Source organism: Pseudomonas sp. GD03944, from assembly GCF_029839275.1.
In the GTDB taxonomy this organism is placed as follows: Bacteria; Pseudomonadota; Gammaproteobacteria; order Pseudomonadales; family Pseudomonadaceae; genus Aquipseudomonas.
Genome location: NZ_JAOCAH010000004.1, coordinates 198,278 through 213,094, shown reverse-complemented (window position 1 = coordinate 213,094; position 14,817 = coordinate 198,278). Strand labels below are relative to the sequence as shown.

The 14,817-nt window shown below is 66.8% G+C and carries 16 protein-coding genes; 4 read left to right on the top strand and 12 right to left on the bottom strand.

The genetic code is table 11. From position 1 onward, the window contains the following. Positions 1-112 precede the first annotated feature (112 nt). The 8 genes from N5C28_RS09210 to bioB form a co-directional block, all read right to left on the bottom strand. A complete protein-coding gene (locus N5C28_RS09210; RefSeq protein ID WP_279821776.1) occupies positions 113-1,918 on the bottom strand; it encodes a phenylacyl-CoA dehydrogenase in 1,806 nt (601 codons plus the stop codon). 235 nt (positions 1,919-2,153) lie between these two features. After that, positions 2,154-2,900 (bottom strand): putative metalloprotease CJM1_0395 family protein, encoded by a 747-nt coding sequence (locus N5C28_RS09205; protein WP_279821774.1) that lies wholly within the window; start codon positions 2,898-2,900, stop codon positions 2,154-2,156. A gap of 66 nt (positions 2,901-2,966) precedes the next feature. Continuing rightward, complete coding sequence (locus tag N5C28_RS09200; RefSeq protein WP_279821772.1) at positions 2,967-3,278, bottom strand: hypothetical protein; 312 nt, start codon at positions 3,276-3,278, stop codon at positions 2,967-2,969. Positions 3,279-3,370: 92 nt separating this feature from the next. Beyond that, positions 3,371-4,057, bottom strand: coding sequence for a dethiobiotin synthase (bioD, locus tag N5C28_RS09195; protein WP_279821770.1), 687 nt, complete (start codon positions 4,055-4,057; stop codon positions 3,371-3,373). A gap of 1 nt (position 4,058) precedes the next feature. Then, positions 4,059-4,853 (bottom strand): malonyl-ACP O-methyltransferase BioC, encoded by a 795-nt coding sequence (bioC, locus tag N5C28_RS09190; RefSeq protein ID WP_279821768.1) that lies wholly within the window; start codon positions 4,851-4,853, stop codon positions 4,059-4,061. Further along, positions 4,846-5,577, bottom strand: a complete 732-nt coding sequence (locus tag N5C28_RS09185) for an alpha/beta fold hydrolase (protein WP_279821766.1) — start codon at positions 5,575-5,577, stop codon at positions 4,846-4,848. Before N5C28_RS09185 ends, bioC begins: the two co-directional genes overlap by 8 nt. Continuing rightward, positions 5,570-6,751, bottom strand: a complete 1,182-nt coding sequence (gene bioF, locus N5C28_RS09180; RefSeq protein ID WP_279821764.1) for an 8-amino-7-oxononanoate synthase — start codon at positions 6,749-6,751, stop codon at positions 5,570-5,572. Before bioF ends, N5C28_RS09185 begins: the two co-directional genes overlap by 8 nt. A gap of 81 nt (positions 6,752-6,832) precedes the next feature. After that, positions 6,833-7,888 carry a biotin synthase BioB gene (bioB, locus tag N5C28_RS09175; protein WP_279821763.1) on the bottom strand — a complete coding sequence of 352 codons (1,056 nt, stop codon included), beginning with the start codon at positions 7,886-7,888 and terminating at the stop codon, positions 6,833-6,835. Between the two features lie 79 nt (positions 7,889-7,967). On the opposite strand from bioB, the gene N5C28_RS09170 reads away from it, so the two are divergent. From N5C28_RS09170 to N5C28_RS09160, 3 genes are all read left to right on the top strand, one after another. Continuing rightward, positions 7,968-8,705, top strand: coding sequence for a ComF family protein (locus tag N5C28_RS09170; RefSeq protein WP_279821762.1), 738 nt, complete (start codon positions 7,968-7,970; stop codon positions 8,703-8,705). 75 nt (positions 8,706-8,780) lie between these two features. Then, positions 8,781-9,545, top strand: coding sequence for a TOBE domain-containing protein (locus N5C28_RS09165; RefSeq protein WP_279821761.1), 765 nt, complete (start codon positions 8,781-8,783; stop codon positions 9,543-9,545). Positions 9,546-9,605: 60 nt separating this feature from the next. Then, positions 9,606-10,583 carry a serine/threonine protein kinase gene (locus tag N5C28_RS09160; RefSeq protein WP_279821760.1) on the top strand — a complete coding sequence of 326 codons (978 nt, stop codon included), beginning with the start codon at positions 9,606-9,608 and terminating at the stop codon, positions 10,581-10,583. A gap of 1 nt (position 10,584) precedes the next feature. On the opposite strand, the gene N5C28_RS09155 is transcribed toward N5C28_RS09160, so the two are convergent. Together N5C28_RS09155 and nirK are read right to left on the bottom strand one after the other, a co-directional pair. Then, positions 10,585-11,313 carry an SUMF1/EgtB/PvdO family nonheme iron enzyme gene (locus tag N5C28_RS09155; RefSeq protein WP_279821759.1) on the bottom strand — a complete coding sequence of 243 codons (729 nt, stop codon included), beginning with the start codon at positions 11,311-11,313 and terminating at the stop codon, positions 10,585-10,587. Positions 11,314-11,323: 10 nt separating this feature from the next. Continuing rightward, entirely contained in the window at positions 11,324-12,403 is a 1,080-nt protein-coding gene (gene nirK, locus N5C28_RS09150) for a copper-containing nitrite reductase (protein WP_279821758.1), read from the bottom strand. 204 nt (positions 12,404-12,607) lie between these two features. On the opposite strand from nirK, the gene rarD reads away from it, so the two are divergent. After that, the gene (rarD, locus tag N5C28_RS09145; protein WP_279821757.1) at positions 12,608-13,495 is read left to right on the top strand and encodes an EamA family transporter RarD; all 888 of its coding nucleotides are present in this window, start codon (positions 12,608-12,610) and stop codon (positions 13,493-13,495) included. Positions 13,496-13,746: 251 nt separating this feature from the next. Here the strand turns inward: rarD and N5C28_RS09140 are convergent, their stop codons facing one another. Together N5C28_RS09140 and N5C28_RS09135 are read right to left on the bottom strand one after the other, a co-directional pair. Beyond that, positions 13,747-14,268, bottom strand: a complete 522-nt coding sequence (locus tag N5C28_RS09140; protein WP_279821756.1) for a glycine cleavage system protein R — start codon at positions 14,266-14,268, stop codon at positions 13,747-13,749. Between the two features lie 25 nt (positions 14,269-14,293). Beyond that, positions 14,294-14,740 carry a GNAT family N-acetyltransferase gene (locus N5C28_RS09135; RefSeq protein ID WP_279821755.1) on the bottom strand — a complete coding sequence of 149 codons (447 nt, stop codon included), beginning with the start codon at positions 14,738-14,740 and terminating at the stop codon, positions 14,294-14,296. Positions 14,741-14,817 lie beyond the last annotated feature (77 nt).

Sequence of the window (14,817 nt, the reverse complement as noted above, 5' to 3'; positions counted from 1 at the left end):
CTCCGCCCGCCAGGCGAGGTACACAAAGCCGGTCAGCGCAGTTTATTCAGGGCCATAAAAAAAGCCGCTGCCCTTGCGGGCAGCGGCTTTTCAGACGATCCGAACCTTGGCCTTAGTAGCCCAGGTCGAAGTCTTCTTCTTTCATGTCCATCAGGTTGTTGGCACCCGACAGCATGGTTTCGACGTGGGTACGGGTACGCGGCAGGATACGGGCGAAGTAGAAACGCGCAGTCTGCAGCTTGGCCTTGTAGAAGGCCTCTTCACCGGTACCGGCAGCCAGTTTCTCGGCAGCCAGGCGTGCCATGTCGGCCCAGAAGTAGGCCAGGCAGGCGTAGCCGGAGTACATCAGGTAGTCCACGGAAGCGGCGCCGACTTCTTCGCGATCTTTCATCGCAGCCATGCCGACCTTCATGGTGAGCTCGCCCCACTCCTTGTTCAGCTTGGCCAGCGGCTCGACGAATTCCTTGACCGCGTCGTTGCCTTCGTTGCTCTGGCAGAACTTGTGCACGATCTTGGTGAAGCCTTTCAGCGCTTCGCCCTGGGTCATGAGGACCTTGCGGCCCAGCAGGTCCAGCGCCTGAATGCCGGTGGTGCCTTCGTACATCATGGAGATGCGGCAGTCACGCAGGTTCTGCTCCATGCCCCACTCGCTGATGAAGCCGTGGCCACCGTAGATCTGCATGCCGTGGGAAGCGGACTCGAATCCCACTTCGGTCATGAAGGCCTTGGCGATCGGGGTCAGGAAAGCCAGCAGCGCGTCGGCTTGCTTCTTCTCGGCTTCGTCCTGGCTGTACTTGACGATGTCGACCTGCTTGGCGGTGAAGTACACCATCGCGCGGTTGCCTTCGGCAAAGGCCTTCATGGTCAGCAGCATGCGGCGCACGTCCGGATGCACGATGATCGGGTCAGCGGCCTTGTCCGGCGCTTTCGGGCCAGTCAGGGAACGCATCTGCAGACGCTCGCGGGCGTACTTCAGACCACCCTGGAAGCCCATTTCGGCGTGAGCCAGGCCCTGCAGAGCAGTACCCAGGCGTGCAGTGTTCATGAAGGTGAACATGCAGTTCAGGCCTTTGTTGGCCGGGCCGATCAGGAAGCCGGTGGCGCCATCGAAGTTCATCACGCAGGTGGCGTTGCCGTGGATGCCCATCTTGTGTTCGATGGAACCACAGCTCACCGCGTTGCGCTGGCCTGCGCCGCCATTGGCGTCGGGCAGGAACTTCGGAACGATGAACAGGGAAATGCCTTTGGTGCCGGCCGGTGCATCGGGCAGGCGCGCCAGGACGATGTGGACGATGTTATCGACCATGTCGTGCTCACCGGCGGAGATGAAGATCTTGGTGCCGGACACCTTGTAGCTGCCGTCGGCCTGAGGCTCGGCCTTGGTGCGCAGCATGCCCAGGTCAGTACCGCAGTGCGGCTCGGTCAGGCACATGGTGCCGGTCCACTCGCCGGATACCAGCTTGGTCAGGTAGGTGTGCTTCTGGTCGTCGGTGCCGTGCTCGGAGATGGTGTTCATCGCACCGTGCGACAGGCCGGGGTACATGCCCCAGGACCAGTTGGAGGTGCCGACCATTTCGCTGACAGCCAGGCCGAGGGACTCCGGCAGGCCCTGGCCGCCGTGGTCCACGTCATGGGCCAGGCTCGGCCAGCCGCCTTCGACGAACTGCTGGTAGGCCTCTTTGAAGCCGGTCGGGGTTTTCACGCCTTCCGGGGACCAGGTGCAGCCTTCGGTGTCACCCACACGGTTCAGCGGAGACAGGACCTGCTCACAGAACTTGGCGCCTTCTTCAAGGATGGCGTCGACCATGTCTGGAGTAGCGTCTTGGCAGCCAGGCAGGCTCTGATAGTGCGCTTCGTAGCCGAGCAGTTCGTCACGTACGAAACGAATATCACGCAAGGGGGCCTTGTAATCAGGCATAGCGGTTAACCTCTGCGGTGGACTCTTAGTGTTTGGGTGACCGGATCGGCGGTCGTTTACGGGATATCTCCCGACTGCTGGTCGGCTGGCTGCCGAGCACGCAATCAAACAGGCGTTTGAAACATACGTTTACGCCCCTGCCTTGTCAAGCACCACCGGGCGAGCGCCGCCCGCATGATCAACAGGATGTGTACGGACGGATGGAAGGTGTCGTCGGGAGGGACAGGCCAGCCGCTCAGGCGACCAGATTGACCTGCCCTGTCGCGTCCTGGCGTTCGCCAATCAGCCGGTACAACTCAAGATTAGGCGCTGGCGCGAGCCCCTGCCGCTCCGTCGGCTCGGCCTCCTTGGAAGCCTCCTCTTCCTTTTTCTTTTCCGCCGCCTTTTCGGCTTCGGCGCTGGCTTCGCTGCGTTGCGCAGCCATAAGCTCGGCACGGGCCTGGGCCATCTGCGCCTGGGCCTCGGCGGCTACGCGGCGGTCCTGGGCGGACGGCTCGGCCGGCGCCAGGGCCGCACGCAGCACGACCTCCATCTTGCGCAGGGTGGCCTGGGGATCGTTGGGAACCGGGGATACATCAATGCTGACTTCGCCGCCGACCGCGTAGCGCTTGCCGTCGGGGCCACGGGTAAAGGTGTAGGTGGGCGAACCCGCGTAGGCGCCACCGACGGCGGCGTGGGCCTGCTCGTGGCTGCGCACTTCCTGGTCGCGGCTGACCAGTTTGGCGACTTCCAGCTGCTCAAGCTGCTCGAGGCGTCTTTCGCGGCTTTCACGGTAGCCACTGCGGGCCGCGTCTTCGGCAGAACCGGCCGGCTGGTCGGCTTCTTCACGGGGGGAGGTGGATTGCTCATCGCCTAGCGCCTGGCCGGGTGTCGGCGGCTGATCGGCGCGGCGGATATCGGGGGAAACATCGGGCGACAACCGGCGAGCCGCCTGGAACGACGGCGTATGCGTTATGTGAGTCGACGCACCGCCGATCTGCATGCACTGCCTCCTCGCCCCTGCGTGATCGGCCTACTCCGGGGCCAGGGGCACCTTGCTCAGCCGCGGTCAGGCGGTGGTGTCGATCAGGGTACCCAGTACTTCGTCGGCGGTTTCCACCACCCGCGCACCGGACTGCGCCTCGTACTGCCCTACCCGCAGGGCCACCAGGCTTTCGGCGAGGTCCGGGCGGTTCTCGGTCGGTGACTGGGCGGAGGCGTTCACCTGATTCGGGTTCTGGTTCTGCGGCGTGCCCTGTACCGGCGGCTGGGGCGTGGTCACGGCATTGCTGGCAATGTCGGCTGCCGCCCGATCGACGCGACGCTGCCCCGATTGGATGGTACTGAGGCCGGAATTGAAGGCGTTACCGGAAATTTCCATGCACGAACTCCCACAGGAGACACTGTTGCGGCCTATTGAAACAGAAAATGCTCAAAAAACGTACACACAAAAGGCTATGGCATAACGCCTGCTTAGAACCGCTCCAACAGGCTCAGGTCCAGGCAACTGGCCACCGCCGCCGCTGACGGCAACGCCAGGCGCGGCACACACCCCAGGCACGGTGCCGGGATACGCTCGGCCAGGGTCGCCAGGTTCTCCTCCAGGCGCGAGGTCTGCGGATCGACCACATTGGCCACCCAGCTGGCCAGGATCAGGCCGTCGCGGCTGATCGCCTCGGCGGTCAGCACCGCCTGGTTGATGCAGCCCAGGCGCACCCCCACCACCAGGATCACCGGCAGCTGCAGGCTGATCACCAGGTCGGACAACGAGGCCTGCCCGTCCAGCGGCACCCGCCAGCCGCCCGCGCCCTCGACCAGGGTGAAGTCGGCGCCTTTTTCCAGTACCCGCCGCACCGGCCCGCGTAGCGAGGCCACGTCCAGCACCACGCCGGCTTCCCGCGCCGCCAGGTGCGGGGCGATGGCCGGCTCGAAGGCCACGGGGTTCACTTCGTCGTAGCGCAGCGCCAGGCTGCATTCGCCGAGCAGCGCCAAGGCGTCGTCGTTGCGCAGGCCGTCGGCAGTTCTGGTGCAGCCGGAGGCGACCGGCTTGGCAGCGGCGGTGGACAGTCCCTGCAGCCGGGCGGCATGCAGCAGCCCCGCGGCGATGGTGGTCTTGCCGATCTCGGTATCCGTTCCGGTCACGAAGTAAGCGGCCGTCATCTCAATCCTCCTTGCGCAACACGCCGTAGGCCACCTGGTAGGTCGCCAGCAACCCATCGGTTTGCCGGAAACGCTCATAAGCCTCGATCAGCGCGAGCATCCGCGCCCGCCCGGTCAGCCCGCCCGGCCGCCCTGGGTTGAGGTTGTGCGCGCCCAGCGCCTTGAGTTCGTGGGTCAGGCTACGCAGATCAGGGTAGTGCAACACCTCGGGCTGCGTTTCCAGGCGCTCGACCTGCAGGCCGCTGCTCGCACACAACCCTTGGTAATCCTCGAAACGGCGGAAGCGATTGACGTGCACGAAGCCATCCACCGCCTGCCAGCTGTCACGCAGCTCCTGCAGGGTGCCGACGCACAGGCTGCTGAAGGCCAGGACGCCACCGGGGCGCAGGACGCGCCGGGCCTCGCCCAGCACGGCCGCGAAGTCCGCACACCACTGCAAAGCCAGGCTGGAAAACACCAGATCGCAGGATTGCCCACGCAGCGGCAGGCATTCGGCGTCTCCCGCCACGAAACGCTGCGCACCACCCAGGGGCCGCGCATGGCGCAGCATGCCTTCGGCGATGTCCAGGGCCACGCCTTCTGATTCAGCGAAACGCGTCGCCAGGGCTCGGCTGAAGTGACCGGTCCCGCACCCCAGGTCGAGCCAGCGTAACGGGGCACTGGTGAGCGGCAACAGCTCGAGCAGGTGGTAACCGACGCTGCGCTGGAGCGCGGCGACGCTGTCGTAGCTGCCCGCCGCCCGGGAAAAGGACGCCGCGACCCGCTGCTTGTCCGGCAGCACGCTCATCTCACTCATCACCGGCCTCGTGCAGGAACGCCTGGATCGTTGCGGCGATTTCATGGGGGCGCTCCAGGGCGAAGGCATGGCTCAGCCCATCGATCAGGCCGACTTCCACATCCGGCAGCAGCGCCAGCAACGCCGCCGAGGCCTCGGAGGGCACCAGGGCATCGCCGCCTGCGAACAGGTGCAACTGCGGGCCGATGATCGAGGGCAACGCGCCGCGGTTGTCCAGCGCCGACAGCACCGCCAGACCGGCCAGCAGCACCTCCGGGGGCTCATCCGTGACGCAGGCCGCCAACCGGCGCGACAAGCCGCGGGCGTCTTCCGCGCCCTGGCTGCACAGCAAGGTGAATCGCTTGAGGGTCGCACGTGCATCGCTGGCGCAGCCCTGCTGGAACTGGGCAAAGGTCGGCGTCGGCATGGCGCTCGGCCAATCTTCCGAGACGACGAAGCGCAGGTTACTGGCCAGGGTCACCACACCGCAGCAGCGTTCGCCCCGGCGCGCCGCCAGGGCCGTGGCCAGCATGCCGCCCAGCGACCAGCCGCCCAGCCAGGTGTCCTGGGGCACGTGCGCGTCCAAGGCGTCGAGCCAGGCCTCGGGGTCGCTGAGCGACAATGCAGGTAGCGGCAGGATCTCCACCTGCAACCGTTCATCGAGGCCGCGCAACGCATCGGCCAGGGGTTCCAGGGACGCCGTGCCCAGTCCCCAGCCAGGCAGCAAAATCAGACGATCACGCACGTTCGGCTGCTCCATCGCTCACCAGCGGCCAGCACTCCGCCAAGGCACTGAGCAGGGTATCGACCTGCTCGCGGTCATGGGCGGCCGACAGGGTGACGCGCAGGCGCGCGCTGCGGGCCGGCACGGTGGGCGGGCGAATCGCGGTCACCAGCAAGCCGCGCTCGCGCAACATCTGCGACAGGCGCAGCGCACGGTCGCTGTCGCCGATCAGGATCGGCTGGATCGGCGTGGCGCTGTCCATCAGGTGCAGACCCATGGCCGCGGCGCCCTGGCGGAATTGCGCGATCAGCGCATTCAGGTGTTCGCGGCGCCAGTGTTCGCTGCGCAGCAGTTCCAGGCTCTTCAGCGTGGCGCAGGCCAGGGCCGGCGGCTGGCTGGTGGTGTAGATGTAGGGCCGGGCGAACTGCACCAGGCTCTCGATCAGCTCGTCACTGCCAGCGACAAAGGCCCCGGCGGTGCCGAAGGCCTTGCCGAGGGTGCCGACCAGTACCTGGACATCGTCCAGGCCGAGGCCGAAATGCTCGGCGATCCCGCCGCCGGTGGCGCCCAGCGGGCCGAAGCCGTGGGCGTCGTCGACCATCACCCAGGCCCCCTTGAGTCGCGCCTCGGCACACAGCGCCGGCAGGTTGGCCAGGTTGCCGTCCATGCTGAACACCCCGTCGGTGACCACCAGTGTATTGCCCATTGCCTTGCGCAGGCGGTTGGCCAGGCTGACGCTGTCGTTGTGCAGGTAGCGGGAGAACCGCGCCCCGCTAAGCAACCCGGCGTCCAGCAGCGAGGCATGGTTGAGGCGGTCTTCCAGCACGGTATCGCCCTGCCCCACCAGCGCCGTGACCGCGCCCAGATTAGCCATGTAACCGGTGGAAAACAGCAGCGCCCGGGGTCGGCCGGTGAATTCGGCGAGCGCTTCTTCCAGCTCGTGGTGGGGCGTGCTGTGGCCCACCACCAGGTGCGAGGCACCGCCGCCAACGCCCCAGCGCCGGGCGCCGGCCTGCCAGGCCTCGATCACCTGCGGGTGGTTGGCCAGCCCCAGGTAGTCGTTGGAACAGAACGCCAGCAGCTCGCGCCCGTCCACCACCACCCGCGGCCCCTGGGGCGAGGCCAGCAGCGGGCGCTGCCGGTACAGGTGCGCGGCGCGGCGTTCAGCGAGACGGGAAGCAAGATCGAATGGCATGGCCACCCCTGGAAAATCGACGAGACGACCCCGCCACACCGACGGGCGATGCGGCAGAAATCAGCGGTGAAACGCGCGGGGTCAGACCGCAGCGTTGTAGAACAGCCTGGCGTCGCGCTGCTCGGCCAGGGCCTGCTCGATGGCCGCCTGGTGCACTTCATCGGCGTGCTCTTCGCGCTCTTCCGGCTTGATGCCGAGTCGGGCGAACAGCTGCATGTCCTTGTCCGCCTGCGGGTTGGCGGTGGTCAGGAGTTTTTCGCCGTAGAAGATCGAGTTGGCCCCGGCGAAGAACGCCAGCGCCTGCATCTGCTCGTTCATCGCTTCGCGGCCGGCGGACAGGCGCACGTGGGATTGGGGCATCATGATCCGCGCCACGGCGAGCATGCGGATGAAGTCGAACGGGTCGACGTCCTTCTCTTCGGCCAGGGGCGTGCCCTTGACCTTGACCAGCATGTTGATCGGCACGCTTTCCGGGTGCTCGGGCAGGTTGGCCAGCTGGATCAGCAGGCCGGCGCGGTCGTCCAGCGACTCACCCATGCCGAGGATGCCGCCGGAGCAGATCTTCATCCCCGCTTCGCGCACGTAGGCCAGGGTCTGCAGGCGCTCGCTGTAGGTGCGGGTGGTGATGATGTTGCCGTAGAACTCCGGCGAGGTGTCGAGGTTGTGGTTGTAGTAGTCCAGCCCCGCGTCGGCCAGCGCCGCGGTCTGCTCCTGGTCGAGCCGGCCGAGGGTCATGCAGGTTTCCAGGCCCATGGCCTTGACCCCTTTGACCATCTCCAGCACGTAGGGCATGTCCTTGGCGGACGGGTGCTTCCACGCCGCGCCCATGCAGAAGCGGGTCGAACCGATGGCCTTGGCCTCGGCAGCCGCCTGCAGGACCTTCTGCACCTCCAGCAGCTTTTCCTTATCCAGCCCGGTGTTGTAGTGGCCGGATTGCGGGCAGTACTTGCAGTCTTCCGGGCAGGCGCCGGTCTTGATCGACAGCAGGGTCGAGACCTGCACGCGGTTCTGATTGAAATGCGCGCGGTGCACCGTCTGCGCCTGGAACAACAGGTCGTTGAACGGCTGTTCGAACAGCGCCCGGACCTCGGCGAGGGACCAGTCGTGACGCAGGGTGGCGGTGGTGGAGGCGCTCATCGGTGATCCTTCTTATAGGCTGCACGCTGCTACATTCAGCAAACGCGACACGGATGTCCGGCATAGTTAAGGAAGGCTTATGCGCTGTCAACCCGATAACGAATACAAGGTTTACAACTGGTTAAAAAACAAACAAAACTGCTTATTGTGTGACGAGCAGACCGACACCCCGATCCGCTTGTGCACCCACTGCGAAGCCGACCTGCCCTGGCTCCAGGGGCATTGCCGGGTGTGTGCGCTGCCGCTGCCGGCCAGCGGCCTGGTGTGCGGCGCCTGCCAGAAGAAGCCGCCGGCCTTCGAACGGGTGGAAGTGCCCTGGCGCTATGCCTTCCCTGTCGACACCCTGATCACCCGTTTCAAGCATCAGGCCAAGTGGCCGCTGGGGCGCCTGCTCGGGGCGCTGCTGTCACGGCACCTGCAACACGCCTTCGACGAGGGTCTGCCGCGCCCCGACCACCTGCTGCCGGTGCCCCTGGCCGATGCGCGGCACCGTCGCCGGGGCTTCAACCAGGCCGAACTGCTCGGCCAATGGCTGAGCCACGACCTGTCGCTACCGCTGCAGACGCACTGGGTACGTCGCATCAGCGACACACCGGCGCAACAGCGGTTGGACGCGGCGGCGCGGCAGAAGAACCTGCGCCACGCCTTCGCCCTGCTGGACAGCGCCGAGCTGCGCGGCACCCACCTGGCCCTGGTGGACGACGTGCTGACCACCGGCGCCACCGCGGACAGAATCGCGCGGCTGCTTAAGAAGGCCGGCGCACGGCGTGTCGATGTCTATTGCCTGGCCCGTACGCCCAAGCCCGGCGATGGCTGAAGCCCGCGCATTTGACGCCCGGGTCAGCATCCCGCACATTGCCAGGCATCCGTCACAGCCACACAGCACAGCCGCATGACGCTCCTTTCTGCCCTCGCCCAACAACTGGTCCGCCGCCCTCAACGCATGGCGCTGCTCGAACAGATCGCCCAACAAGGCTCGATCACCCGCGCGGCGAAAGCCGCCGGGCTGAGCTACAAGGCCGCCTGGGACGCCATCGACGAACTCAACAACCTGGCCGAAGAACCCCTGGTGATCCGTACCGTGGGCGGCAAGGGCGGTGGCGGTGCGCACCTGTCCGAGGCCGGCGAGCGCCTGCTGGCACTGTACCGCCGCCTGGAATCGGTGCAGGCCCAGCTGCTGGAGTCGGCGGAGAACGATGTTGACCTGCAGTTGCTCGGCCGCTTGCTGCTGCGCACCAGCGCACGCAATCAGCTGGCCGGGCGTATTCGCCTGATCGAAACCCAGGGCCGCAACGACCTGTTGACCCTCGAACTGCCGGGCGGCGCCTGCATCCAGGCACAGATCACCCGCGACAGCACGGAAAAACTCGAGCTGACCGAGGGTTGCGGCGTGGTCGCGCTGATCAAGGCCGGCTGGCTGGAACTCAGCCCGCTGTCCAGCCCCGCCGACCCGCAACGCAACGCACTGGAAGGCTGGATCGAGCAGATCCTGCCAGCCAGCGACGGCCCCAGCGAAGTGCGCATCGGCCTGGCCAGCGGCCAGACCCTCTGCGCCCTGGCGGCCCCGGAGCACCTGGCACAGCAGCACCTCAAGGCCGGCGACCCGGTGCGCGCCCAGTTCAGCGCCGCCCAGGTGCTGCTCGGCACCCAGCTCTGATCGCGACACGGGGCTTCGGCTAAAGCGCTACACTCTGCGGCCCAGCCACCGGAGCCGCCCATGTCCCATCCCTTCGCCAACCTCACGCCCGACCTGGTGCTGGATGCCGTGGAAAGCCTCGGCCACCTCAGCGACGCCCGCGTGCTGGCACTCAACAGTTACGAAAACCGGGTCTACCAGGTCGGCATCGAGGACAGCCAGCCGCTGATCGCCAAGTTCTACCGCCCGGACCGCTGGAGCGATGCGGCGATCCGCGAGGAGCACGCCTTCAGCCACGAGCTGGCCGAGTGCGACGTGCCGGTGGTGGCGCCGCTGCTGCTGGACGGCGAAAGCCTGTTCGAACATGCCGGCTTCCGCTTCGCGCTGTTCCCTCGTCGCGGTGGCCGGGCACCGGAGCCGGGCAACCTGGACCAGCTGTATAGCCTCGGCCAGCTACTGGGCCGCCTGCACGCGGTGGGCGCCAGCCGCCCGTTCGCTCACCGCGAGTCACTGGTGGTGGAGAACTTCGGCCATGCATCCCTCGCCACCGTGCTCGACGGCGGTTATGTGCCGAGTGGTTTGCGCCCGGCCTATGAGTCGGTGGCCCGCGACCTGCTCAAGCGCCTGGACGAACTGTTCGGCCGCGTGCGCTACAACCCGATTCGGATGCACGGCGACTGCCACCCCGGCAACCTGCTGCACCGCGACGACGCCTTCCATGTGGTCGACCTCGACGACTGCCGCATGGGGCCGGCGGTGCAGGACCTGTGGATGATGCTCGCCGGCGACCGCCAGGAGCGCCTGGGTCAGTTGGCCGAACTGATGGAGGGCTACCAGGAGTTCCATGACTTCGACGCCCGCGAGCTGCCGCTGATCGAAGGCCTTCGCGCGCTGCGCCTGATGCACCACAGCGCCTGGATCGCCCGGCGCTGGGACGACCCGGCCTTCCCCCTGGCCTTCCCCTGGTTCGCCGGCGAGCGCTACTGGGGCGACCAGGTGCTGGCACTGCGCGAACAACTGGCGGCCCTCGACGAAGAACCGCTGCGCCTGTTCGGCTGACTCAGCCCTCGCGAACCAGGCGCAGCCCCAGGTGGGTCGGCGGCCTGCCCACCGAGCAGGCCCCGCCGACCGGGTCGCGGACGAAGTCCGACAGCCCGCTGGCATGCCGCCCGGCCGCTACACGGATGCCGCAGAACCCCTCGCCCACGGCCAGCCCCGGCTGGCCGAAACAGCTGTCGGTCCATTCCCAGACATTGCCCGCCGCATCGAGCAGGCCGGTGGAGCTCCGGCCCTGCTCGCCGAAACGCTTCAGCTCCGGCGAGGCCACGCCGCGCCGGGCTTCCCGGTCGTATTCCGCCAACCAGCGCCGAGCGGGATCACCGGGGTCATCGACGATCGGCGCTTCCTCCACGTAGGCCGAACCCGCCGCCAACACCCACTCGCCGTAGCGCGGCAGGCGATAGCGTTCGCCGCGGCGCTGCGACAGCCAACGGGCGTAGGCACTGGCATCCAGCCAGCTCAGGCCGACAGCGGGCAAGTCGGGCGCCGCACCGACCGTGTCCAGGGCCGAGCAAGCCTGGGCCGCGACACAGGCAGCGTAATCGGCCTGGCTGACCTGCCGGCGCATGATGGAAAAGCCCGCCAGCCGCTCTTCCGTCGCGGCCGCCGCGCCGGGCAACTGGTAACGCGCCACACCTGCCGGGATGTCCACCAGCACCACCTCGGGCGGTGGCGCGGTGGGCACACAGCCCGGCAGCAGCGCAGCGAGCAGCACGAGTCGCGGGCTCACTGCCGCCACCTCACTGGCCGCTGGTAATCGGCCCGGGCGCGCGGACCTGCTTCATCAGGTCGTCGTTCCACTCGCCCTCGACCTTGACGTGCCCGGCGGCGCCCAGCTCCATCGCCTCGATCAGGTTGTGGTTGACGTAGGCGTAGATGCCCGGCTGCTTGAAGGTGTACAGCGCCGCGCCCGCCGAGCCGCCGCGAACGAACCAGGTCTCCAGGTTCTTCTCCGGCGGGTTGTCGAACTTGCCGGTTTCCCAGACCCAGTCGCCGTGGCCGCCGATCAGGTGCGGACGGGTGTCGCGGTTGGCCTGGGAATGGATGAACAACACCGTCTCGCCGACCTTGGCGCTCATGGCGTTTTCGCCGGTCAGTGCGCCGACCCGTCCGTTGAACACCACGTGGGTCGGCACCAGGGTGCGCATCGCCTCGCGGCTGTCCGGGTAGCTGGCCATCAGGCTCGGGTAGTCCTTGTACTTGCCGTCCTTGTCCCTGGGAATGTAGAGATCGAATTCGCCGATGGTGTAGGCACGGTCGTAGCGCAGCGGGTTGCCGACCGGGTCTTTCAGCCCGTCACGGGGCAGTACCATCAGGGTGCCGCTCATGCCGGCGAGCACGTGCCAGGCGACCATGCCCTCCGGCGCGCAGTGGTAGACGAAGGTGCCGCTGCGGTCGGCCTTGAAGCGCAGCACCACTTCCTGGCCCGGCGCCACGAAGCTCAACTTGGCCCCGCCCAGGGCGCCGGTGGCGGCGTGGAAATCGATGTTGTGCGGCATGCTGTTGGTGGCCGGGTTGACCAGGGTCAGCTCCACATAGTCGCCCTCGTGCACGACCATGGTCGGACCGGGCATGGAACCGTCGAAGGTCATCGCCTGCAGGGTGGTGCCCTGGTTGTCGATCACCATTTTCTTTTCCTCGATGACCATGCGGAACTGCACCACGCGGGGTGCGCTGGTCACCGCCTGCTCGTGGGCGTGGACCTGCGGCGGCGCGACCAGGTCGACCTTGATCCGTTGCAATCCGTCGGCCGTGTCGGCCAGTGCCTGTCCTGCGAAGACCAACGCCACGGCCAGTGCCAGAGGGTGTAAGACGTTCATCACGACGCTCCTTTTTCTTGACTGCCTCCATTGCAGGCCAACCACCGTCTGCGTTTGTTGTTCCAGAGCAATGAATGCGTCGCTTGCGAGCGGGCGGGGCCTTTTGTCGCAGCCAGGTCCCTTGACCGATGCTGACCAACCGGACAAGCGCGTGCGACATGTTTAGAATCACTTCTTTCGGCACCCCACACCCCAAGGAATCCCATGGCCACCGCCAACCCGCAGCGCGGGTACATACTCGGCCTCAGCGCCTACATCATCTGGGGGCTGTTCCCCCTGTACTTCAAAGCCATCCAGGAAGTCCCGTCGCTGGAAATCATCGTCCACCGCGCCCTGTGGTCGGCGCTGTTCGGCGCCGCTCTGCTACTGGTGTGGAAGCACCCCGGCTGGTTGCGCGAGCTGCTCGACAATCCTCGGCGCCTGGCGGTGCTGGCGCTGTGCGGCGTGCTGATCGCCAGCAACTGGCTGGTCTATGTGTGGGCGGTGAACAACGGGCGCATGCTGGAGGCCAGCCTGGGCTACTACATCAACCCGCTGGTGAACGTGCTGCTGGGCATGCTGATTCTCGGCGAGCGCCTGCGGCGCCTGCAGTGGCTGGCGGTGGGCCTGGCGGCCGTGGGCGTGGCGCAACAGGTGTGGCAGGTCGGCAGCCTGCCCTGGGTGTCGCTGGTGCTGGCGCTGACCTTCGCCTTCTACGGCCTGATCCGCAAACAGGCACCAGTCGCCGCCCTGCCGGGGCTGGTGGTGGAAACCTGGCTGCTGTTGCCGCTGGCCATCGGCTGGCTGCTGTTGCACCCCGCCGCCATGAGTGCCCAGCCGGCGTTCTGGAGCACCCCGGAAGCGCTGTGGCTGATGGCTGCCGGCCCGATCACCCTGGTGCCGCTGGTGTGTTTCAACGCCGCCGCCCGGCACCTGCCCTACACCACCCTGGGCTTTCTGCAGTACGTGGCGCCGACCCTGGTCCTGCTGCTCGCTGTGTTCGTCTTCGACGAGCATTTCGACGCCAGCAAGCTGCTGGCCTTCCTGTTCATCTGGGCCGGTCTGGCGGTCTACAGCGTCGACGCCTGGCTGACCCTGCGCCGCCGTGCCTGACCCTGCTGGCGGGGCGCAAGGCCCCGCCTCGCTGGACAAAAAACAGCCGATTCCCGCCAGGCCCCGCCGGCCCTGGCGCGCAGCCATTGCTCCCGGGCTTATCCACAGAAGACTCCCCAGCTTACGTGCACAACTTATTGAAATAGCTGGTTTTTTAACCGACACCCGGAAAGCCGCGGGGCACTAGCCTGGCTCGCGGCAGCCCCCAGGTTATCCACAGTGATACACACGGTTACCGGGGATATGTCGCCTCACTCCTCCGCGCGCAGGTTCAGCTCCACCATCAGGTCGTCGGCCAGGGTTTCCAGACGTGCCTTGAGGGTATCCAGCGGCAGGGACAGCGGCACCGCCAGCAGCGCTTCGGCATGGAACAGCGGGTCCCCGCTCATGGGCGCCGGGGACACATCGGTAAGCAGGTTTTCCAGGTTCACCCCCTGTTCGGCCAGCACCTGGGTGATGTCGCGCACGATACCCGGACGGTCGTTGCCCACCAGCTCCAGCAGAATCGGTTTCCAGCTGCCGGCCGGCGGCTCGTTGCCGCTGTCGGCGAACAGCACGCGGATGCCGGCCACGTCGAGGCCCTGCAGGGCTTGCACCAGGGTGTCGCGGGACTCCTTGGGCACCGCCACCCGCAGGATGCCGGCGAACTGCCCAGCCATACGGGCCATGCGGCTTTCCAACCAATTGCCGCCCTGTTCGGCGACGCACTTGGCCAGGCGCTCGACCAGCCCCGGCTGGTCCTGGGCAATCACGGTCAGTACCAGATGATCCATCTTGTGCCTCCTCGGCAGTGGCGGCTCACGCCAGGTTGAGCCAATAGGTATAGAACGCCTCGTCCCGCACATAGCCCAGGCGCTCGTACAGGCGCTGTCCAGCCAGGTTGGTTTTCGCCGTTTCCAGTTGCAGCCCGCAGGCACCGTTGGCCTGTGCATGGTCGCGGGCGCGGTTCATCAACGCCTCCCCCACACCCCGGCAGCGGGCCTGGGGTGCCACGAACAGGTCGCTGAGCAGCCACGACGGCTGCAGCATCAATGATGCGAACAGCGGGTAAAGCTGGACGAAACCGAGGCCGCTGCCGTCGTCATCAAGGGCGATGAACACCGTTGAATCGCCGCGGGCCAGGCGTTGCTGGAGAAACTCGCGCACCTCGCTGGCGGGCTTTTCCACCTCGTAGAACTGCAGGTAAGCACTGAACAGCGGCGCGAGAAGCTCAAGATCGGCCTGGGTGGCCGCATGGATACGCATGCTGGAAACTCCGCGGAAGGGGGTCGTCGCAGTATAGGCGGCTGACCGCCGGTTTCGTCGGAAGGACAACGGAACAG